We start from the raw sequence: 21,785 nt of genomic DNA, 5'->3' as shown, positions 1-21,785 counted from the left end.
TGGATCACCTCTCTCCCTGTTGCGCCAGGGGCATCGGGAACCGCCCGACGAAAGCCCGGATTTCCTGCGCGAGGGCCGTTTTCGGAGAGCTGCTGCACAGCGGATTGCCCTCGTCGCAGGAGGCCGCGACCTGTGCCCCGCCGTCGGAGAAGACCGCGCTAAGCGGGCGGCCGATCGCGGTTTCGAAGGCGGTGCGGTTCTCCTCCCATTCGCGCGACCGGCGGGAGGGCGCGCGGTTGAGCACATGCTCGGGTGGGGTCCGGGTGGCCGAGGACGCCGCCAGCAGCCGTTCGAGCAGACGCGCATTGCGCGCGCAGCGCACATCGAGCGTGCTGACGCACAGGATTTGATCCGCCTCGACGAAGACCTGTTCGGCCCAGTCGGCGATGCAATGCGGCATGTCGACGATCACCAGCGGCGCGGTGCCGCGTGCGAGGGCGATCAGCTCGCCGACCGACGCGGCGGTGAGGGCATCGAAGGGCATGATCTCGGCGGGCGTCTGCAGCACCGCGACTCCGGGGGCGGGATATTGCAGACAGTTCTGGAAGACCTCGGCATCGATTCGCCGGATGTTGCGGTAGGCGTCGCGCAGCTGCGAGTTTTCCGGCAGGTTGAAATAGGTCCCGACCGAGCCGAACTGCAGATTCAGATCGAGCACACAGACGGCGGTGCGGCCGTCCCCGAGCTTTGCCCGTTCCGCCAGCGCGACGGCGAAGTTGACGCTCAGCGTGGTGCTGCCGGCGCCGCCGCAGGTGGGCTGGATCACGTGAACCTGTGGCGCGTCGGGGGGGAGCGGCGGCGGGACCGCCTCCTCCTGGCCGGCGAGGCGGGCGATCAGCCGGCGCAGCGGCACCCGCTGCCCGGAGCCGGTGCCCGGTTCCGGCCGAAGCGCGGCCGTCGTCCCGCCGACGGGGGCGGCGGCGGCGAGGATCTGCCCGAGGCTGCCCGTGGGGAAGGGCGGGCCCCGCAGGATGCCGAGGTCGGGCGGCAGCCCCTCCGGCAATGTGGCATCGGGGCCGCGCAGCAACACCGTCGCGCCGCGCGCCACGGCGATCCGGGCGACCTCGCGCAGCGTGTCGGGGCTCCGGCCATCATCCGTCGCGGCGAGGACGATGAGGTCGAAATCTTCTGCCCCGGTCTTGCCGAGAGCCTCCTGTGCGACATTCAGCCGCAGGTCGGTGCGCGTCGTGTCGTCCCCCACCGAGGACAGGAGCAGCGCCACCTGCAGCACCGCGTCGAGCCCGTCGGTTACCGTGCAGATTCTGAGAGCCGGCATGGGCGGATCCTTTCTCTCAGTTGCAGGGAACCTGGATGACCGAGCGCTGCGACGATCGCACCACCGAAAGGTTGCACAGCTGCGGCCCCTTCTGTGCCTCGGTGATCCGGTCGACCGCGGCCGCGATCGGGGCGGGGGCGGTGCCGGCGCGGGTGACCAGCGGCAGCGTGCGCAGCACGGTGTTGTCGACGACGACAGTGCCCGTGCCATCGGTCGACGAGCTGCCGGCAACCGTGACATAGAGGTCGCCCTGGGCGCCGGCCTGAAGCAGAACCGGGATCCGGTCCTGCCCGGCCTCGACGACGAAGCGCCCGTCGAAGGCGTTCTTCGGCGCGGTCGGCGCGGTCGGCGCAGTCGCTGCCGCGGGCCTGCCGGGCAGACCGAGAACGCGCAGCCCGGCGGCAACCTGTCGCACCTCGGGCTGGCCATTGGTGGCGGCGCGCTGCCAGTAGACGTCGACGTAATCCCCGACCTTCAGCGCCGGGGCCACCTCTTCGAGGTTCTTCGGCGTGATCGGCACCGCGCCTTTGCCGGCGGCGAACAGCGGGCCGTCGCCTGCCTTGCCGAGCCAGACCTCTTCGGCGTCAAGCAGGGCATGCGCCTTCAGGTCCCGCAGCGCGTAATACTTCTGTGCCGGATCGCTGCGCTCGGGCCAGGCGCGCAGCACGCCCTCCGGCACATAGACCGAGGGGATGCGGAGATCGGCGAGATCCGCGGCGGTGATCTCGTCGCCGCGTTTCACGTCGCGCTCGAGCGTCGGCAGCGCGACGATGTCGCCGAAGACGGCAATGGCACGGTTCATCTCCTCGGCGCGCTGATCGGCGGCCCGCACGCGCACCAGCAGCAATGCGGACGATACCAGGATCAGGATCGTTCCGAGAGTGACGAGCAGGGCGACTTTCAAACGCATGTCGTGTCCATCCGGATCAGTACAGAGACAAGGTCTCAAACGGGCGAGGCATGGCGAGAATCGGGACCGGAAGGTCCGTCTCTCGCCACTGGGCGACTGTTCATCAAATAACTGAACTGGCTACTGTTTGGCCTGTCGGCCGGGGGTACTCTTACAATCTGGATCGGCTGCGCAAGACGCGCAGGCGGTCAGCGGAACACCAGATAGCCGATCGGCTTTCCGGCCAGGTAGTCCTTCCGGATCTGGCGGTAATAGGCCAGCGTCCGGTTGATCTCGTCCGGTGCGACGTCGCCGCTCATCATCGCGCGGGCATCCGCTTCGCGGCCATCGAGGGCATAGGCCAGCGCCATGTTCGCCCGCACCGTGCGGCCCTTGGTCGGATCGCGCAGCAGCTGCTCCATCAGGCGGATCCCTTCGCCGATATTGCCCGACAGCACATGCGACAGCGCGTCGTCGCTCAGCAGCGGAAAATCGGTCGGATAGAGCGCCAGGGCCTGCTGGTAGACCTGCTGCGCCTCGCCGTGCCGCGACAGGTAATCGAGGGCCACGCCCTTGCCGGTCAGCGCCGCCTTGTTCCGGCCATCGACCGCCAGCGCCTTGTCGTAATACGCGAGCGCATCGCGCGGATGCATCTGCGAGAGCTGCAGATGTCCAAGCTCGACAAGGACTTCGGTGTTGCGCGGCGCCAGTTTCTGCGCGGCGGCCAGGGCGTTCTGCGCGCGGATGAACTGCCCGGTCGCGCCATAGGCCCGGCCAAGCCCGAGCCAGGCCTCGACCGATCGCGGCGAGGTCGCGACGGCGCGCTCATAAAGGCGGGCGGCTTCAGTGTAATCGCCGACCCCGAGGGCGGCGTCTGCGACCTTCTCGGTGTTTCGTGTCGAGGACGATCCGGCGCCGATGGAAAAGCCGCCGTCGGCACAGCCTCCGACGGCAAGACAGAGTGTGACGGTCAGAAGCGCATTTCGGATCACGGTGCTCGTTCCTTCGGCTGGCCCCCGGCAACTCATAAAATCCAGAAGTCGCGCCGTCCAGCTCGGTATTTCCCTTCGGAAATATCCTTTCGCTGATCTGGTTCGGGGGTGACGGCAAGACGTATGCGCTTCCGGAAACTATTAGGCCCATGTGTTCACAAATTAAAGATAGAAAGATCACATCTTTCGATCTATAGACGATACGAAAGTATGTGATGTGGGGCAGAGTCGCCGCCACCTCAGCCATTGTCCGTAAAGATCCAGAGCCAAGAGAGCTGAAAATGAACACCACGAAGATTTCCGTCCCCCAGCCCATGGATGTGCGTGTCCCGACGCTTCGAGCGGATGTGGCAAGCTATGAGAAGAGCGGCGATGACCTGGTTCTCAAGCTGAACAGCGGTGACCAGATCGTCGTTGACAACTTTTTCCAGACCGGCCCGAAGGGCGAGGTGAGCCGCCTGCTGTTCTCGGACGGCTCGTTCTCGGGCGTGACGAGCCTGACGGAGGCGGTCGAGTCGGGGGCCGCCGGGATCGGCGCGGGCATGGACGGCGTTGGCGGGATGATTGCGGCGGGTCTGGCCGGTCTCGGCGCGGTGCTGATCCTGTCGGATGACAACGGCAATGGCTCGAGCGAGCCGACGGACACCACGGAGCCGACCGACACGACGGAGCCGACGGACACCACCGAGCCGACGGATACCACGGAGCCGACGGATACCACCGAACCGACGGATACCACGGAGCCGACCGACACGACGGAGCCGACCGACACGACGGAGCCGACCGACACGACGGAGCCGACCGACACCACCGAGCCGACGGACACCACCGAGCCGACCGACACCACGGAGCCGACCGACACGACGGAGCCGACCGACACCACGGAGCCGACGGACACGACGGAGCCGACCGACACGACGGAGCCGACCGACACGACGGAGCCGACCGACACGACGGAGCCGACCGACACGACGGAGCCGACCGACACGACGGAGCCGACCGACACGACGGAGCCGACCGACACCACGGAACCGACCGACACCACGGAGCCGACGGACACCACGGAGCCGACGGACACCACCGAGCCGACGGACACCACGGAACCGACGGATACCACGGAGCCGACGGACACCACGGAGCCGACCGACACCACGGAACCGACGGATACCACGGAGCCGACCGACACGACGGAACCGACCGACACGACGGAACCGACCGACACCACGGAGCCGACGGACACCACGGAGCCGACGGATACCACGGAGCCGACGGACACCACCGAGCCGACGGATACCACGGAGCCGACGGATATGACCGAGCCGACGGATGCCTCGGATTCGTCGCTGCTTGACAACCTGCTCGATACGGTTGGCGACGTGGTGAGCGATGCCGGGAACCTGGTTGGCGATCTGGTCGATAACCTTGGCGGTACGGTCGGCGATCTGGTCGACGGTCTCACGGGGAACGGCTCCACCGGCCTGCTCGACGGGCTGATCGCCGACGGCGGTCTGCTGGGCGACCTGACCGGGAACTCGGGGCTGCTGGGCGCGGTCACCGGTTCGGATGGTCTGCTGGGAGGGCTTGTCGGCGACAATGGCCTGCTCGGCGCGGTGACCGGCTCGGATGGCCTGCTGGGCGGTCTGCTGGGCGCGGGCCTGCTGGGCGACGGCACCACCGATGGCAATGGCGTGACGGACGCGGTGTCCGGGCTGGTCGATAACCTCGGCACCACTCTCGGAGGGGTGACGGGGGATCTCGGGACGACGGTCGACAACCTGCTCGGCAATGTCACCGATGTTGTCGGCGGGCTGACGGATGCGCTGTCCGGCACTCTGGGCGGGCTGACGGACATCGGTTCGGGTGGCGACGCGGGCAGCACCGGCCTGCTCGATGGGCTGATCGCCGATGGCGGTCTGCTGGGCGACCTGACGGGGAACTCGGGGCTGCTGGGTGCGGTCACCGGTTCGGACGGTCTGCTGGGGGGGCTTGTTGGCGACGACGGCCTGCTCGGCGCGGTGACCGGTTCGGATGGCCTCGTGGGGGATCTGCTCGGTCAAGGGCTTCTGGGCGACGGCACCTCGACCGGGGGCGGCCTTCTGGATGGTCTCCTCGGCGGTCTCCTTGGCGGCGTTCTCGGTGGCGACACCGGCTCGGACGGCCTTCTGGGCGGCCTCCTCGGCGGGTCTGACGGCCTGCTGGGCGGCGTGACGGATACGCTGGACGGTCTGCTCGGCGGGTCCGACGGTCTGCTGGGGGGCGTGACCGACACCGTGGACGGTCTGCTGGGCGGCGTTCTCGGTGGCGACACCGGCTCGGACGGGCTTCTGGGCGGCCTCCTCGGCGGGTCCGATGGCCTGCTGGGGGGCGTGACCGACACCGTGGACGGGCTGCTCGGCGGCGTTCTCGGTGGTGACACCGGCTCGGACGGCCTTCTGGGCGGCCTTCTCGGCGGGTCTGACGGTCTGCTGGGTGGCGTGACCGACACCGTGGACGGGCTGCTCGGCGGCGTTCTCGGTGGCGACACTGGCTCGGATGGGCTTCTGGGCGGCCTGCTCGGTGGGTCTGACGGCCTGCTGGGCGGCGTGACGGACACTGTGGACGGTCTGCTCGGCGGCGTTCTCGGTGGCGACACCGGCTCGGACGGCCTTCTGGGTGGCCTCCTCGGCGGGTCTGACGGCTTGCTGGGCGGTGTGACCGACACCGTGGACGGTCTGCTCGGCGGTGTGCTCGGTGGCGACACCGGCTCGGATGGTCTGCTTGGTGGCCTCCTCGGCGGTTCGGATGGGCTTCTGGGCGGTCTGCTCGGTGGGTCCGACGGTCTGCTGGGTGGCGTGACCGACACCGTGGACGGTCTGCTCGGCGGCGTTCTCGGCGGCGATACCGGCTCGGATGGGCTTCTGGGCGGCCTTCTCGGCGGGTCCGACGGTCTGCTGGGTGGCGTGACCGATACCGTGGACGGCCTGCTCGGCGGCGTTCTCGGTGGTGACACCGGCTCGGACGGCCTTCTGGGCGGCCTGCTCGGTGGGTCCGACGGCCTGCTGGGTGGCGTGACCGACACTGTGGACGGTCTGCTCGGCGGCGTTCTCGGTGGCGACACCGGCTCGGACGGGCTTCTGGGCGGCCTCCTCGGCGGGTCCGATGGTCTGCTGGGTGGTGTGACCGACACCGTGGACGGTCTGCTCGGCGGTCTTCTGGGTGGCGACGCGGGCTCGGATGGTCTGCTTGGTGGCCTCCTCGGCGGTTCGGATGGGCTTCTGGGCGGTCTGCTCGGTGGGTCCGACGGTCTGCTGGGGGGTGTGACCGACACCGTGGACGGGTTGCTCGGCGGTGTGCTCGGTGGCGACACTGGCTCGGATGGGCTTCTGGGCGGTCTGCTCGGTGGGTCCGACGGCCTGCTGGGTGGCGTGACCGATACCGTGGACGGTCTGCTCGGCGGCGATACCGGCTCGGATGGTCTGCTCGGCGGCCTCCTCGGCGGGTCGGGCGGTCTGCTGGGCGGTCTGCTCGGCGGCTCGGACAGCAACGGCGGTCTGCTGGGCGATACCCTCGACACCGTGTCGGATACGCTCGACTCGCTGCTGGGCGGCCATTCGCTGCTCGGCTGACCGGCGCCGCAGAGCGCAGGCGCTCTTCGGACCTGAAACGGCGCCTTCCGGAGTTTTCCCCGGGAGGCGCAGCTGCCTTTCAGAAAAGATGCAGGCGAGGCGCCGATCCGGTGCGGGATCCGGGCATCGCCCGGCATCCGGTCTGGCGACCGGCGGCGTTGGGGCTTGTTCTGATCACCTGACAGTCGCTACAACCACCGCAACGGGCGGGGAATCAGGGAACTAGAGGCAAAATGGCGGTCGAAATCTTTTCCGCAACGTCGTCGACGGGGGGGACTGTCCGGGCCTACGGGTCGGAAATCTCCATCACGGCACCGTCCGACGTCTACTTCGGGAAGGGCGCGCCCGGCATCGCCTATTATGAAAAGGCCGGCACCGATCTGCGCGTGACGCTGCTCGACGGCCAGCAGGTTCTGCTGCACGATTTCTTCGTGATCGGCCCGGAAGGCAATGCCAGCCGCCTTCTTGACGGCGCCGGCGGCCCGGTCGAGGTCACCGGCCTTCTGGCACCCGAACCTTTCCAGCCCGAGACCGGGGTGATTCATCCTGCCGAACCCGACCAGGTCGACACCGCCCATGCCGAGGCCGGGGCGGCGGCGGCGGCTCCGGCGGCGCCCGAGGCCGAGGTCGCAGGCGCTGTGCATGGCGAGGCGGTCACCGAGGCCGCGAGCGCTTCGGATGGCGCCGGCGGCTGGACCCTGTTCGGGGTGGGGCTGGACAAGCTGGCCTTTGCGACCGCGCTCGGTGCGATCCTTGGCGAGATCATCGTTTCGGACGGTGGCAATGACCATTCGTCGCATGCGGACGCTGCGCCGGCCGCAGGCGAGACCGCGGCCGATGCGCTCGAGCCCGCCAGCCTGACCGAAGCGACCAAGGCCGACGACACTCCGGTATCGGAGGTCTCCGCGGCGGAAAGTGCGGCCGACCCCGCCAGCCTCGTGGCGAACCTCATCGGCGGCGAGTCCCTGACCATCGACATCGCCTCGCTGCTTTCCTCCGACAGCGGGGAGGCGGCTGCGAGTTCGCAGACCCCGGCCACGGGCAGCAGCCTTGCCGGCGGGATGTTCGACAGCACGACCGAGACCTCCGGCGCCGAAGCGGACACCACGCCGCCGCTGTCGGAGAGCGACACGACCCTGGCCGATCTGATGCAGGGGCATGATGATGTTCATGGTGCGTAAGGACGGGGGCGCGTCGCGCGGTCCCGCGCGGGCTGCCCGGGCCGCCGATGCGGGGACCTGCTGACGCGATGAGACTGTTGTCCCTCCTGGCCGGAAGCGCTGCCTGCCTTGCCCTCCTCGCGACGGATGTGGCGGCGATGAGCTATCGCGAGGCGCTCCGCGCCGCGACCGAATACGATGCGAGCGTCTCGGCGTTGCGCAAGAAGGTGTCCCGGGCCACGACCGACATCGAGGCGGCGAAGGACGCATGGCTGCCCTCGGTCAGCTTCGCGGCGGAGACCAACACCACCTCCACCGGCGGGCCCAAGGCATTGGTGACGCTGTCGCAGGTGCTGTTCGACTGGGGGCTGACCCGCAGCAAGGTCAGCATCGCCTCCTATGACCGGGTGAAGGCCGTCGCCAAGCTGAAAGGCGCGGTCGAGGAGCTGGCCTATGAGATCGCGCTGCAGTTCCTGACCGTCGAGACGATGGACCAGAAGCTCGCCTGCACCGAGCAATACGCAACCTTCGCGCGCCGGATTGCCAAGTATTCGCAGGACCGCGTCGACGCGGGCCTCGCCGATTCCGCCGAGATCGCCCGGGCGCGGCTCGAGATTTCCCGGGCCGAGGATCAGCTCGCGCAGATCCAGGCCGACCGGCAGATGGCCCTGGCGCAGATCGAGTATCTCGTCGGCAAGCAGCCGGACCGTGTCGATCCGCTGCCCGATCTCGGCTTTGCCAGGATGTACAGCAACAGTGCGGCGATCATCTCGGCGGTCATCGTGGCCCCCGACTACATCTCGGCCAAGGCCGATGTGCGCATCGCCGAGAAGGGCATCGACAAGGCCAAGGCCGCGCGCCTGCCGACGATCTCGATCCAGGCACAGGGCAAACAGGCGCTGAACGGCGAGCGGTCGCAGAGCGGGTCGATCGGCCTTGCGGCCTCGATGGATCTCGACGCGGGCAATTTCCGCGGTCGTGCGATCAAGGGCGCGGAACAGGATCTCGACGCGGCGAAATCGAGCCTGCTGTCGACCGAGCGTGACCTGCAGAACAAGGTGCGCGCCTCGGTGCAGCAGATTCTGGTGCTGCAACAGACCGGGGTCGCGCAGGAAAAGCAGCTGGCGCAGGCGGACCAGGTGCTTGAGGCCTACGAGCAGCAGTTCGTGGCCGGCAAGCGCGAGCTGGTCGACCTGCTGACCACCGGGCGCGACCAGTATGACGCGCAGGTCAGCTCGATCGACACCTTCAGCACGCTGAAGCAGACCGAATACGAGGCGGCTCAGTCGATCGGGGTGCTCGGATCGCTGGTCGTTGCGGCGGGCGGGCAGCATCGGGTGAAATGACATGAAACGCCGGGGCACGGTTTCGCCATGACAGGACAGAGCACGACCGACCCCTTCGTCGTCGGACTGATGGAGCTGTGTCGGCTCAATGGCATCCAGGTTCCGCCCGAGCGGCTGACCGACGGTCTGGTCAACGCGGACGGGCGCCTGCCGCCCGACCACGCGGCCATCGCGCTCCGCCGGGCGAACATGAGCTGCCGGATCGGTGCCCGGGCGCTGGACGATATTTCCGCGGCCTCGCTGCCGGCGCTGCTGTTCCTGCACGATGGCCAGTATGCCGTGCTGGAATGGGTGGGCGACGGGCGCTGCACGCTGGTCCATCCCGAGACCGGTGGCGGGCGCGAGGAGTGCGCGCTTGCCGATCTGGGCGCGCGCTATGCCGGACGGGCGCTGTTCGCGCGGCCGATCGACGTGCTGTCCGACCGGCTCGGCGAGACCGTCGGCGAGCGGCGGCACTGGATCATCGGTCCGGTCCTCGACAATCTGGGGATCTACCGCGATGTGGTCCTTGCCGCGTTCATGGCGAACCTGCTGGCGATCGGCTCGTCGCTGTTCTCGATGCAGGTCTATGACCGCGTCGTGCCGAGCGGCGCCTTCGACACGCTGTGGATCCTTGCCAGCGGCGTCGCCATCGCGATCTGCCTCGAATTCGTGCTGCGCATCATGCGCGCGCGGCTGGTCGACGTGACCGGGCGCGATCTCGACCTGCGGCTGTCGTCGCAGCTGTTCGAGCAGGTGACCAACCTGCACCTGTCGCAGCAACCCAAGTCGACCGGGGTCTTCGCCAATCAGGTGCGCGATTTCGCCGTGGTGCGGGAATTCTTCACCTCGAGCACCGTTGCCGCGCTGTCGGACCTGCCCTTCACCCTGATCTTCATCAGCATCATCGCCTTCATCGGCGGGCCGGTGGCGCTGGTGACGCTGTGCGGCTCGATCGCCATCGTGCTGCCGGGGATCGTGATGCAAAAGCATCTCGCCAAGGTCTCGCGCGAGCACAATCAGGAAAGCGCCGCGCTGAACGGCATCCTGCTCGAGGCGGTGTCGAACCTCGAGACGGTGAAGGCCGCCCGCGCCGAGAACCGGCTGCAGCGCGCCTATGCGCAGCTTTCGGCGACGATCGCGGGCTCGTCGATCCGCAGCCGCGAGCTGACCACGCTGATTTCGCAATTCGTCGCCTCGACGCAGCAGATCTGCTATGGCGGCGTGGTGATCGTGGGCGTCTACCGCATCAGCGAGGGGCACATGACGGTCGGCGCGCTGATCGCCTGCACGCTGCTGTCGGGGCGGGCGCTGTCGCCGATGAGCCGGGTGGCGGGGCTTCTGGCCCGCTGGCAGGGGGTGCGCGCGGCAATGGAGGGGCTCGACCGGATCATGGCGATGCCCGTCGAACGCCCGACCGACCGGCAATACCTGCGCGCGCCGCATTTCGCCGGCGCCTACCGGATGCAGGACATCACCTTCTCGCATGAGAAGGATTCACCGCCCGAGCTGACGATCAACGGCCTCGAGATCGCCGCCGGCGAGCATGCCGCGCTGATCGGGGCGAATGGCGCGGGCAAATCGACGCTGCTGCGGATGCTGGCGGGGTTCACCAATCCGACCAGCGGCAGCCTGCTGATCGACAACCTGTCGCTCAGCCAGATCGACCCGATCGACCGGCGCCGCCAGATCGGCTATCTGCCGCAATCCGTCGCGCTGTTTCAGGGCACGCTGCGCGACAACCTGCTGCTCGACCGCGGCATGCATTCGGATGACGAGCTGATGGCCGCGCTCGATGCGGTGGGGCTTGGCGCCTATGTGCGGCGCCATGTGCGCGGCCTCGACCTGCGCATCCACAGCAACGCCAATGTCTCGGGCGGGCAGCGTCAGGCGATCGGGCTTGCGCGCGTGCTGTTGCAGGACCCGCGGATCGTGCTGCTCGACGAGCCGACGGCGGCCTTCGACCAGATCACCGAGAAGCACGTCATCGGCTATCTGCGCGAATGGCTCGGCTCGCGCACGGCGATCATCGCCACCCACAAGCGCGAGGTTCTGGCGCTGGCCGAGACGGCTCTCGTTCTCAAGGATGGAGGCGTTGCCTATCACGGGCCGCTCGGTCAGGTCATCGACCTCGGCGCCCATGCCAACGGGATCAAGACCGTCAAATGAGCAGCCTGTCCACCGATACCCCGAGCTTCGCCGACGGTTCGCGCCGGCTGCAGGCGGTGCGCGTCGCACGGCAGACGATCTGGGTGATCGCCGCGACGGCGCTGATCGCGCTGATCTGGGCGGCGCTGGCGCAGATCGACGACATCACGCGCGGCGAGGGGCGCGTCGTGCCGCTGCGCCGCCAGCAGACGATCCAGAGCCTCGAGGGCGGCATCATCTCGGAGCTGCAGGTGGGCGAGGGCGATACCGTCCAGCCCGGGCAGATCCTGGTGAAGATGGACCCGACGCAGTTCCGCTCGGCCTATCTGCAGGCGAAGTCCGAGATGGAGGTGCTGGCGGCCGAGGTGCAGCGGCTCGAGGCCGAGGTGCTGGAGAAGGAGGATGTCGGCTTTTCCGAGCCGATGACCGAGATCCAGGCGACGGAAGAGCGGCTGTTCCGCGCGCGCCGCACCAAGCTGCTGGAGTCCATCGACTCCGTCCATAATCAGATCGAGCCGATCCAGACGCAGATCGACCTGACCGCGCCGCTGGCCAAGGGCGGCGCGGTCAGCCAGGTCGACCTGCTGAAACTGCAGCAGCAGAAGACGACGCTCGAGGGCAAGATCACCGAGGTCCGCAACGTCTATGTGCAGGACGCCTACAGCGAGCTGGCGGACACCAAGGCGAAGCTTCTGTCCTTGCAGCAGAGCATCGTGCAGAAGAAGGATCAGCTCGCACGGACGGATCTGCGCTCGCCGGTGGCGGGGCGGGTGAACAACGTCAACATCACCACGCTCGGCGGTGTCGTGCAGCCGGGCGAGGCGATCATGGAAGTGACGCCGATCGACGACCAGCTGCTGATCGAGGCCCATGTCGCGCCGCGCGATGTGGCCTTCATCGCGCCGGGCATGCCGGCAAGCGTGAAGATCACGGCTTACGATTTCTCGGTCTATGGCGACCTGAAGGGAACCGTCGAGCAGATCAGTGACGACACCGTCGATGCCGATGGTGCCGACGGCACGCAGAGCTTTTACAAGGTCATGGTCAAGACCGACCGCGCCTATCTGGAACGGCACGGGGAGAGCTACCCGATCCGGCCCGGCATGATTGCCGAGGTTGACATCCAGACCGGGCGCCGGTCAGTGCTGAGCTATCTGATCCGCCCGCTGATCCGGGCGCAGCTGCGATAACTGTGAGGCCGGCGCATGGGCCGGTCGGTATTTCTTGTGCTCACCTGTTCTCCGCCGCGTCGAAAGCCGCCTTGAAAAGACATGAGATGACCCGTTCGATCTTTCCTGCCGCCTGTCCCCCCCTGATCCTTGCCGGCACCGTGGCGCTGTGCGGGCTTTTCCTTGCCCCGCCCGTGCGGGCGCAGAGCGGCGGAGACGGCGCCGCCGCGCCGCAGATCGAGACCGGAACACCGACCCAGCACATGGCGATCCGGCTCAGGGTCGGCGAGGCCAAGTTCATCCGGCTGACCGAGCCCGCCAGTGCGGTCTTTCTGTCCAGCCCGCAGGTCGCCGATGTCGATATGCAGTCGGCGCAATATGTCTATGTCGTCGGCAAGGGGATCGGCTCGTCGGACCTGTTCGTTCTGGGGGCCGACAACAAGGCGCTGATCGAGGCCAAGGTCGAGGTCGACATCGACCTCGGCCGGCTGCAGTCCGCCGTGAGCCAGGCGGTGCCGGGCAGCGCGATCAGGCTGTCGACCGCCGACGGGGCGATCTTTGTCAACGGGACGGTCGAGAGCGACACCGACGCGCAGGCGGCCGAGAACGTCGTCACCAAGCTGGCCGGCGACGCCGCCGTGGTGGTCAACAATCTGAAGCTGACGACGCCGCCGCAGGTCAACCTGCAGGTCACCATCGCCGAGGTCTCGCGCAGCATCGAGCAGGATCTGGGCATTTCCGTCACCGGCAGTTCGAGGAACCGCAGCCTGACCTCGCCCGCCTCGACGATCGAGGGCTATTCGGTCTCGGCGACCATGGGCAACAACCTCGGGCTGGTGATGGATGCGCTGTCGCGCTCGGGCCTTGCCACGATCCTGTCGGAACCGAACCTGACCGCGCGTTCGGGCGAGCAGGCCACCTTCCTCGCCGGCGGGCGCATTCCCTATCGTGTCGGTGCGACGCAGGACGACACGCGCATCGAATTCGAGCCGATCGGCGTCGAGCTGACCTTCACGCCCACGGTCTATGACAAGGACCAGATCCATATCCAGCTCGACACCAATGTGCGGTCGATCGACGAGTCGCAGTCGACCCCCGACGGCAAGGCGATTGCCGAACGCTCGGCCTCGACGACGGTCGAGCTGGGCAGCGGGCAGAGCTTCGCCATCGCCGGGATGTTCCGCGCCGACCGGCAACAGTCGCTGACCGAGTTTCCGGGGCTTGCGAAGCTGCCGATCATCGGTGCGCTGTTCCGCTCTTCCGCCTTCAAGCGCGGCGAGACCGAGCTCGTCATCATCGTGACCCCCTATGTCGTCCGCCCGACGACCCGCAACCAGCTGAAGACCCCGCTGGACGGTGCGGCGCTGGCGCCGAACGGGGTGCAGCAGATGGTGACCGGGCAGATGGTGCGGCCCGACGCGGCGACGGGGGGGCGGCCCCGCAGTCAGGCCGGCTTCCTCATCAACAGGTGATGCCATGATCTTTGCAATTTTCGACCGCCCCCTTGTTGCTGCCGGCCTCGCGCTGATGCTGCTGTCGGGCTGTGAGGGCGAGCCGGTGCAGACCGTGCAGGGCCGGCTCTCGCCCGAGATCGTCAGCGCCCATATCAGCTATTCCTTCGGCCAGTGTTCGGCGCGGATCCCGTCGGCCGACCAAAAGCGCATCCGTGCCTTCATTGGCTCGGCCGAGGCGGCGCGCGCCGGCGCCGTCATCGTCACCGTGCCGCGTGGCTGCTCGGCCGGGCAGGACGAGGCGCGGGCCGGTGCCGTCCGCAAGCTGATCGGCAGCCGCATTCCCCGCGTCGATCTGCGCATGCCGGACCCCGCCGACGCCTCGGGAACCACGGGCATCGTGCGGATGATCCAGATCGACGCGATCGAGGTCGATCAGTCCGGCTGTTCGCCGGGGGCGGGCTGCACTGTCGCCAACAACATGGCGGCGCAGATGGCCTATCCGGACGAGCTGCTCTATCCCTCGGGGACGGCGCGCCCGACCTACCATGTGCCGCCGCCGCCGCAGGCGGTGCCGACGCAAAGCGGCGGCACCGACAGCATCACCGCAATCTCCGGGGCAAACTGATGCGGGGCGGGCGTTTCGGAAAACTCGGCGACCGGCTGCGCTCGGAGGCGGGGGTGGTGACCGTCGAATTCGTCATCATCTTCCCCGCGCTGCTGCTGATGCTGGCGCTGATCGCCTTCGTCAGCCTGCTGATCGCCTCGCAAAGCGAGGTGCAGCAGGTCGCCTTCGAGCTTGCACGCAAGGGGTTCTCGCTGGTCGGACAGAATTACGACGGCGACATCTGCCTCAAGCTCGGGCAGGACTATCTGCCGGCGCTTGCCCAGAACAGCGTCACGCTCTCGGCCGCGAAATTCGAGCCGATGGCCAGCTGCCCCGGCCAGCCCGCGGCCTCGGGTCTGCTGACGATCCGCGTGACCTACGATCTGGCGGGCGGCGGCGCGTCGCAATTCGGGCAGATGCTGGGCGTCAACCTCGGGCAGATCACCCGCTCCGCCTCGGTCATCGTCCGCTGAGGCGTCACTGCACCAGCTGCGACGAACAGCTGTAGTCGCTGACGATCAGCTCGGCCGGGGCGATCTCGATGCCGAGGGCATTGAGCAGATCGTCGACCAGAGTGTCGAGGAAGGTCCCGGCGATCAGCGAGGTCAGCCCGCTGATGACGCTGTTGACGAGATCGAGCAGACAGGCGAGCCCGAGGAAACCGCACTGGTTCTTGTCGGTGCGCAGGCTGCTGCTGAGATTGCCGAGCAGGCCTGAGACGAAGGAGGTCAGCCCCGAAATCCGGATCGGGGTTTCCACCAGCACGCTCTCGCCGAGCGAGCCGAGCGGCACCGACACCCGCTGGAAGCCGCCGAACAGCGAGATGCTGTCGCTGTCGCTTTTCGTGCTGCCGTTCAGGATGCCCGGGACGGTCAGGCTGAGGTCGAGGGCGACCGGTGCGGTCTGCACGTCGAAGGTCGCGAGCGTGTCGGCCGGCGCGTGCGCCGCGCAGTTCAGACTGGTCGCGGTCGCGGTGGCCTGCGCGCCGGAAAGGCCGAGGTCGAGCTTAATATAGGACAGCAGCTCGGCTTTCAGCCGCAGCGAGAGCTGGCTGACCGTGGCGGTAACCGGCGGAATATCGTCGATGAAACCGGCCGCCATGACCGCCGAATGCACGATGCCAAGCGACAGGTTCACGTTGAGGATATAGGGGATGCCGAGGCTCAGCGGCACGCTGACCAGCCCGTTTTTCAGGCTGCCGTTGAGGCTGGCGGTCGCCATCAGCAGGTCGAAGGCATTGAGCGACAGGTTCGGCAGGATCTGACCGATCTCGACATCGAGGGCGGAGGGGGACAGGTTCAGAAGCGAGCCGAGGGAGAGTGTTCCGCCCGAAACCGAAGTGGTGCCGGCGGGCAGCACCCCGAGCGTCGACAGCGCCCGCACGACCAGCGGCGTTCCGATCCCGAGGTTGAGAATATCGCGATAGTCGAGCACCTGGCCCGCGACATCGAGGCTCAGCAGACCGAGGAGCTTGTTCACGTCGACACCGAGGCCGAGCACGCCCGATGCGTCCAGAACCGCGGCCGAGATGTCGACGCCCAGCAGACTCTTGAGGACAACGTTCAGAATCGAGGACGAGGTGTTCAGGGTCAGGAGCGAGTTGCGCAGGCTGAAGGCGATGGCCGCCCGTTGCGTGGCGATCGCGCTGCGGGTGACGGTGAGGTCCGTCGCCATCACCGGCCGCAGCAGCAGCGGCGTGTAGGGCGAGGGGACGACTACCTTGACGGCATTGACCCCGCCGGCCGAATTCTGGTCGGCGGCGGGAACGAAGACGCCGGCATTGTAGCTGCCGAAGATCACATCCGCGCGCGCCAGCGTCACCGTGCCATAGGCGCTGTTCGCGCTGACCACGCCCTGAGCCGTCTGCCGGGCCAGCGCGAGGTTCGGCAGCACGCGCGCGGCGCTTTGTGCCGCGAGGTCGGACTGCGACTGCACGTATTTCTTCTGCGCGTTGATCAGGCAGATGTCCGTCCCGATGCCGCCGATCAGCAGGATTGCCGGAATGAGCAGGAGCAGCAGGATCGAGATCGAGCCTTCTGCTGAGAACCATCTGTTTTTCGAGGGTTTCTGGGTCACGGCGGGCTCTTCGGTTTCTGGCGGCACTCTAGGATGCGGCCCGCGCCGACCGCAACGCCAACTTGGCGTCCGGTGCGCATTTTCGGTCCGGGGCGGCGCTGTGATGGCAGGAGCAGGCCATCCCTCCCTTGCACGGATTATATCATTAAGTTACATCTTCACAAACTAAAGTATCGTATTCATGATGATCGCGCATCAGGCTTGCCGCCGGGGCAGCCCCGAGCAGGAGGACCATCTCACATGCATTTCATTCTCAAGGCGTTCCTGGCTGGCTGTCTTGTCCTTGGCTCGGCGGGCGGCGCGCTTTCCGGAAACATTCCGGTTGCGGGCGGCACGTCTTCCTACTCCGGGGGGAGCGTCATGCAGATGATCGCGAGCTCGCCCGAGCATTCGACCCTGGCGGCGATGCTGCAGACGACCGGGCTGGACCAGACCCTCGCGGGCAACGGCATGTTCACGGTCTTCGCGCCGGTCAATTCGGCGTTCAGCGCCTTGCATCCGGGCATGCTGGATCAATACACGAACCCGGCGAAACGGGCAGAGCTGACCCGGTTTCTCAATTGCCACATCCTCCTCGGCCGGATCGACACGGCAACGCTGCGGCGGCTGCTTGCGGTGCAGGCGGGCCCTTACATGATCAAGACCCTCGGCGGCTGCTATCTGGGGGTCGAGGCCAATGGCGCGATGATCCAGCTGCGCGATGAGCGCGGCACCGTCGTCTCCATCCTGGCGCCGGATCTGCGGCGGTCGAACGGAGAGGTTCAGGTGATCGACAAGGTCCTGATCCCCGGGAACTGACGGCGGCGCCTTTTCCGCGCTCGCGGCGGGATCTGCCGTATCGCGCGGCGTCTGACCTCCTGCCCGCCCGCGGAAGGGGGGCAGGCAACATCGGGCGGCGGGGCAGGGCATGTCTTCCGCCGCGCGATGCATTCGCGTCCCGGCGCGACGCCTTCTTCGCTTATCGTGGCGTGGCCCGGGCCTTTGCCGCCGTCTGCCCGGCGTCCGGGGGGCGGGCTTTGCATGGGGCAGCTGTGGCTGACCGTCCGACCTGCCGCGTGCACCCGACAGACCGGCACCCGGCCGCATGCCCGCGGTGGTTTCTTCAATATTCCGAGGATTTTGCGGAGATCTGGCTGGGGCGGTAGGATTCGAACCTACGGTACACGGTACCAAAAACCGTTGCCTTACCACTTGGCCACGCCCCAACGTGGGGCGGTGTTTAGCCAAGGGGGGGCAGTGCTGCAAGAAGAAACTTCCGAATCCTGTTGCGGTCGCAACGGCCGAGAGGATAGGGCTCGCGCATGTCTGAAACCGATGTCGCCATTCTTGGAGCCGGGGCCGCCGGGCTGATGGCGGCGGGCGAATGCGCCCGTCGCGGCCGCCGTGTGACCGTGCTCGACCATGCCGCCCGCCCGGGCGAGAAGATCCGCATCTCGGGCGGCGGGCGGTGCAACTTCACCAACCGCGAGCTGACCCGGCAAAATGCCGCCGAACGCTTCCTGTCGGAAAACCCGCGCTTCGCGCTGTCGGCGCTGAGCCGCTTCACGCCGGCCGATTTCCTGGCCCGGATCGAGCGCGCGGGCATCGCCTGGCACGAGAAGACGGCGGGGCAGCTCTTTTGCGACGGCAAGGCGACGCAGGTCGTCGAGATGCTGCTCGCGGCGCTTGGGCCCGCCGAACTGCGGCTTGGCACCGCGGTCGAGGCGGTGCGGCGCGAGGGCGAGGGGTTCGTGGTGGACACCTCGGACGGCCCGCTGCGTGCGGGCCGGGTGATCGTGGCGACCGGCGGCAAGTCGATCCCGAAGATGGGGGCCACGGGCATCGGCCACCGCATCGCGGAAAGCTTCGGGCTGCGGGTGACCGAGACGCGCCCCGGCCTCGTGCCACTGACCTTCGCGGCGCAGGACCTTGAAAAGACCGCGCCGCTCGCTGGCATCGCGGTGGCGGGGCGGGTGAGCGCCGGGCGCACCGGCTTTGACGAGGCGGTGCTGTTCACCCATCGCGGGCTGTCCGGCCCGGCGATCCTGCAGGTGTCGAACTACTGGCGCGAGGGCGAGGCGATCGTCGTCGATCTTGCCCCCGGCCGCGACATCGCCGCCGCGCTTGCCGCGATGCGGGCCGAGGCGGGGCGCGTCGCGCTGCACAACGCCCTGGCGCGGCTGCTGCCCGAAAAGCTTGCGGCTTTCGCCGTGGCCGAGGCGGGGCTTGCGGGGCGGCTGGCCGATCACGGCAACCGCGCGCTCGAACGGCTTGCGGCGCAGGTGCATCGCTGGCAGGTGCGCCCGGTGGGCTCGGAGGGCTATCGCACCGCCGAGGTGACGCTTGGCGGCGTCGCGACCGAGGCGCTTGACGCGAAGACGATGGAGGCGCGCGCCGTGCCCGGCCTGTTCTTCATCGGCGAGGCGGTCGACGTGACCGGCTGGCTCGGCGGCTACAACTTCCAGTGGGCCTGGTCGTCGGGCTGGGCCGCGGGGCAGGTCGCCTGAGCAACCCGCCGGAACGGGCGGCGCCGGGGCGGACCCCGGCGCGCTGGTTCAGCTCGAGACCTGTTCGCGCAGGATCGAGGCGGTGAGCGACAGCATCAGATAGATGCCCGACAGGATCAGGAAGGCGAGCACCGTGTCCTCGAAGGCGCGCGGATAGGTCGGCTCGTCGGGGGCGACCGGACGCACGCCCATCTCGAGGTAGCGCACCTGCTTGTTCGCCTCGATCCGCGCCGTCTCCATCTGCTGGGCGGCCGCGGAGAGCAGCGCCTGGCGGGTTTCCAGCTCGGCCTCGGCGATGCGCAGCTGGCCGGTGACCGCCGCAAGCGAGTCGGTCGATCCGGTCTTGTCGGTCAGCTGCTTGCGCAGCTCGGCGATCAGCTGTTCGAGCCGGGCGATGTCACCCTTCACGCCCTGCACGCGCGCCGAGCTGGGCTGCGAGTTGTCGAGCAGCTGCCCGAGCTCGAGCCGTTTCTGCTGCAGCTGGGTCTGGAAGGCCGAGATCTGCCCCATCACCAGGCTGCTTTCCGACACCGGGTCGAGCACGCCGACCTGTTCTTGCAGCTCGAGCACCTTGGCCTGGGCGGCAAAGACCTTCGCCTCGGCGTCGTCATAGCTGTCGCGCGCGCCCTTCATCTGGTCGCCGCGCAGCCGCGAGGTGAGCTGGTCGACCTGTTCCTCGGCATAGGAGATCAGCGATTTCGAGAACCGTTCCGAGGTCTGCGGATCGGGGGCGATGACCTCGAGCCGGATCAGCCCCTCGGACGGGTCATAGCCGATCTTCACGTTGCGCTGATAGACCTTGTAGCCTGCTTCGCTCGAGGCGCCCGGCTCGAGCCGCTGCAGCGGGTCGATGTTCGGCGCCGAGAAGACCTCGCGGAAATGCTGGTCGGTATCGAGCCGCTTGTAGGCGTCGCGCGATTGCAGATAGCTCTGCACCGTGACCGAATCCTGGTTGGTGGCCAGCTGCGTGCCCGAGAACAGGCTGCCAAGGCCGCTGCCGCCCGCCATCCCCTCGGACTTCTGGATCACGAATTCGCTTTTCGTGGCGTACATCGGCGTGGCGACGGAATAGTAGTAATAGCCCGCGATCAGCGTCGGCAGGACGATGAAGAAGGCCAGCCGCACCGCCAGCAGCAGCAGCTTGCGCCGGCGCCGGCGGGCGATGTCGCGCTGGATCTTGATGATCTCGCGGGCGCGGGCACCCTCGTCGAGCGGCGCGGCGGGGGGCGGCGCGTCCTTCACCGTCTGCGGCAGCTTCACCCGGGTGTCGGCGCCGGCACCGTCGAGCCGGGCAAGCGCCTTGGTCGTGGCCGAGCCCGCCCTCATGCCGGCCGGTGCGGAGGCGGTCAGCGCGTCGGCGCTGTCCTCGTCGTCCTGCTCGAGATGCATCAGCGCCGAGCGGTCGAACGGGTCGAGACCGCGCCGGCGCAGCATCCGCACCGCCTCGAAATCCGAGGTCGCCTCGATGCCGTATTTCTTCGCCATCCGCCGCGCCAGCCGCAGCTGCCGGCCGGTCAGCCCCTCGGCACGGATCGCCTCGATCTCCTCCTCGGGCGTCATCTCGGAGGGGCCGAGCACCTGCGGGGCGTCATCGGGATGCGCGCTCGGGAAATCGAGCGCGGCAAAGCCGTCGTCCTGCGGCTCGAAGAGCGCGGAGGGATCATCCGCCGGGGCCGCCACGCCGCGTCGCGTGGCGGCGCGATGGGCAAGCAGGTCGGCGATGGTCGCGCCGCGGCCGGTTTCCGCCGCCGTGGGCGGCACCGGGGTCACGCCGGGGATCGGCGTGCGGCGAATGCGGTACTTGGCAACTTTAAGAGGTGTAATCATACATCCGCTTCGCTTCTTCCAGAGTGTCGAACATGTAGAGCTGGCCGTCGCGCAGAACGGCAGCCGAGCGGCAGAACTTCTCGAGTGTCGCGGCCTGGTGCGAGACGACGATCACCGTCGCCTCCTTCAGCCGGTCGCGCAGGATCGCGCCGGCCTTGCGGTTGAACTCGACATCGGTGGTCGAGGGCATGCCTTCGTCGATCAGGTAGATGTCGAATTCGAGCGCCAGCATCAGCGCGAAGGTGAAGCGCGAGCGCATGCCCTGGCTGTAGGTGCCGACCGGCATGTCGAAATATTCGGCGATCCCGGTCAGCCAGCGGCAGAAGGCCTCGACGTAATCGGGGTCGAGCCCGTAGAGCCGGGCGATGAAGCGCGCGTTCTCGCGGGCCGAATGCTTGTTCACCACACCGCCCATGAAGCCGAGCGGGAAGGAGACCCGGCAGGTCTTGCGGATCTCGCCCTCGTCGGGCTTCTCGAGCCCGGCCATCATGTTGATGATCGTGGTCTTGCCGGTGCCGTTCGGCGCAAGGATGCCGAGCGACCGGCCCAGTTCGACGCGGAAGCTCGCCCGGTCAAGGATCACCTTGCGCTGCTTTCCCGTCCAGAACGACTTGCTGACATTCTCGAATTCCAGCATCGCTTCCTGCCGACCGTGCCCCGTCCGTTTCGTAGATCACGACCGGATCATGTGTGAAAAGGTATCTATATGTGCATTCCGGCGACATTATGTCCGAACTGTGCGGCCAGTTACAATCGGGTGACGGCTGTTTCGCC

General features: G+C 67.8%; 16 protein-coding genes and 1 tRNA gene. 10 read left to right on the top strand and 7 right to left on the bottom strand.

Features of this window, described 5'->3' with window-relative positions; genetic code table 11:
• Nucleotides 1–4: 4 nt before the first annotated feature.
• The 3 genes from EOW66_RS06565 to EOW66_RS06555 all read right to left on the bottom strand — a co-directional run bounded on the left by EOW66_RS06565 (nt 5) and on the right by EOW66_RS06555 (nt 3,157).
• Nucleotides 5–1,276, bottom strand: coding sequence for an AAA family ATPase (locus EOW66_RS06565; RefSeq protein ID WP_128155628.1), 1,272 nt, complete (start codon nt 1,274–1,276; stop codon nt 5–7).
• Nucleotides 1,277–1,292: 16 nt separating this feature from the next.
• The gene (locus tag EOW66_RS06560; RefSeq protein ID WP_128155627.1) at nt 1,293–2,186 is read right to left on the bottom strand and encodes a hypothetical protein; all 894 of its coding nucleotides are present in this window, start codon (nt 2,184–2,186) and stop codon (nt 1,293–1,295) included.
• A gap of 188 nt (nt 2,187–2,374) precedes the next feature.
• The gene (locus tag EOW66_RS06555; RefSeq protein WP_164881050.1) at nt 2,375–3,157 is read right to left on the bottom strand and encodes a tetratricopeptide repeat protein; all 783 of its coding nucleotides are present in this window, start codon (nt 3,155–3,157) and stop codon (nt 2,375–2,377) included.
• A 281-nt stretch (nt 3,158–3,438) separates the two neighbouring features.
• On the opposite strand from EOW66_RS06555, the gene EOW66_RS06550 reads away from it, so the two are divergent.
• The 8 genes from EOW66_RS06550 (at nt 3,439) to EOW66_RS06515 (ending at nt 15,095) form a co-directional block, all read left to right on the top strand.
• A complete protein-coding gene (locus tag EOW66_RS06550; RefSeq protein ID WP_164881049.1) occupies nt 3,439–6,762 on the top strand; it encodes a BapA/Bap/LapF family prefix-like domain-containing protein in 3,324 nt (1,107 codons plus the stop codon).
• Nucleotides 6,763–6,995: 233 nt separating this feature from the next.
• Nucleotides 6,996–7,943, top strand: coding sequence for a hypothetical protein (locus tag EOW66_RS06545; RefSeq protein ID WP_128155624.1), 948 nt, complete (start codon nt 6,996–6,998; stop codon nt 7,941–7,943).
• 68 nt (nt 7,944–8,011) lie between these two features.
• Complete coding sequence (locus EOW66_RS06540; RefSeq protein WP_164881048.1) at nt 8,012–9,268, top strand: TolC family protein; 1,257 nt, start codon at nt 8,012–8,014, stop codon at nt 9,266–9,268.
• Between the two features lie 27 nt (nt 9,269–9,295).
• Nucleotides 9,296–11,416, top strand: a complete 2,121-nt coding sequence (locus EOW66_RS06535) for a type I secretion system permease/ATPase (protein ID WP_128155622.1) — start codon at nt 9,296–9,298, stop codon at nt 11,414–11,416.
• Nucleotides 11,413–12,585, top strand: a complete 1,173-nt coding sequence (locus tag EOW66_RS06530) for an HlyD family efflux transporter periplasmic adaptor subunit (protein ID WP_128155621.1) — start codon at nt 11,413–11,415, stop codon at nt 12,583–12,585. The genes EOW66_RS06535 and EOW66_RS06530 overlap by 4 nt, the downstream gene beginning before the upstream one ends.
• 86 nt (nt 12,586–12,671) lie before the next feature.
• Nucleotides 12,672–14,036, top strand: coding sequence for a type II and III secretion system protein family protein (locus EOW66_RS06525; protein WP_128155620.1), 1,365 nt, complete (start codon nt 12,672–12,674; stop codon nt 14,034–14,036).
• A 4-nt stretch (nt 14,037–14,040) separates the two neighbouring features.
• Nucleotides 14,041–14,643, top strand: a complete 603-nt coding sequence (locus tag EOW66_RS06520) for a hypothetical protein (RefSeq protein WP_128155619.1) — start codon at nt 14,041–14,043, stop codon at nt 14,641–14,643.
• Complete coding sequence (locus tag EOW66_RS06515) at nt 14,643–15,095, top strand: TadE/TadG family type IV pilus assembly protein (RefSeq protein WP_128155618.1); 453 nt, start codon at nt 14,643–14,645, stop codon at nt 15,093–15,095. Before EOW66_RS06520 ends, EOW66_RS06515 begins: the two co-directional genes overlap by 1 nt.
• 4 nt (nt 15,096–15,099) lie before the next feature.
• On the opposite strand, the gene EOW66_RS06510 is transcribed toward EOW66_RS06515, so the two are convergent.
• A complete protein-coding gene (locus EOW66_RS06510; RefSeq protein WP_128155617.1) occupies nt 15,100–16,698 on the bottom strand; it encodes a pilus assembly protein TadG-related protein in 1,599 nt (532 codons plus the stop codon).
• A 360-nt stretch (nt 16,699–17,058) separates the two neighbouring features.
• Between EOW66_RS06510 and EOW66_RS20335 the strand changes: the two genes are divergently transcribed.
• On the top strand, nt 17,059–17,496 hold the full coding sequence (locus EOW66_RS20335) for a fasciclin domain-containing protein (protein WP_164881047.1): 438 nt from the start codon (nt 17,059–17,061) through the stop codon (nt 17,494–17,496).
• A 332-nt stretch (nt 17,497–17,828) separates the two neighbouring features.
• Here EOW66_RS20335 and EOW66_RS06500 read toward each other — a convergent pair.
• A tRNA-Gln gene (locus EOW66_RS06500) sits at nt 17,829–17,903 on the bottom strand.
• Nucleotides 17,904–17,999: 96 nt separating this feature from the next.
• On the opposite strand from EOW66_RS06500, the gene EOW66_RS06495 reads away from it, so the two are divergent.
• Entirely contained in the window at nt 18,000–19,184 is a 1,185-nt protein-coding gene (locus EOW66_RS06495; RefSeq protein WP_113901262.1) for a BaiN/RdsA family NAD(P)/FAD-dependent oxidoreductase, read from the top strand.
• Between the two features lie 48 nt (nt 19,185–19,232).
• Here EOW66_RS06495 and EOW66_RS06490 read toward each other — a convergent pair whose 3' ends face one another.
• The gene (locus EOW66_RS06490; protein WP_128155615.1) at nt 19,233–21,011 is read right to left on the bottom strand and encodes a capsule biosynthesis protein; all 1,779 of its coding nucleotides are present in this window, start codon (nt 21,009–21,011) and stop codon (nt 19,233–19,235) included.
• Nucleotides 20,995–21,648, bottom strand: a complete 654-nt coding sequence (locus tag EOW66_RS06485) for an ABC transporter ATP-binding protein (RefSeq protein WP_128147685.1) — start codon at nt 21,646–21,648, stop codon at nt 20,995–20,997. Before EOW66_RS06485 ends, EOW66_RS06490 begins: the two co-directional genes overlap by 17 nt.
• Between the last annotated feature and the right edge of the window lie 137 nt (nt 21,649–21,785).

Source organism: Paenirhodobacter huangdaonensis, assembly GCF_004022465.1.
In the GTDB taxonomy this organism is placed as follows: Bacteria; Pseudomonadota; Alphaproteobacteria; order Rhodobacterales; family Rhodobacteraceae; genus Rhodobacter; species Rhodobacter huangdaonensis.
The sequence above is the reverse complement of the archived record's forward strand: the minus strand, read 5'-3'. Positions and strand labels throughout refer to the sequence as shown.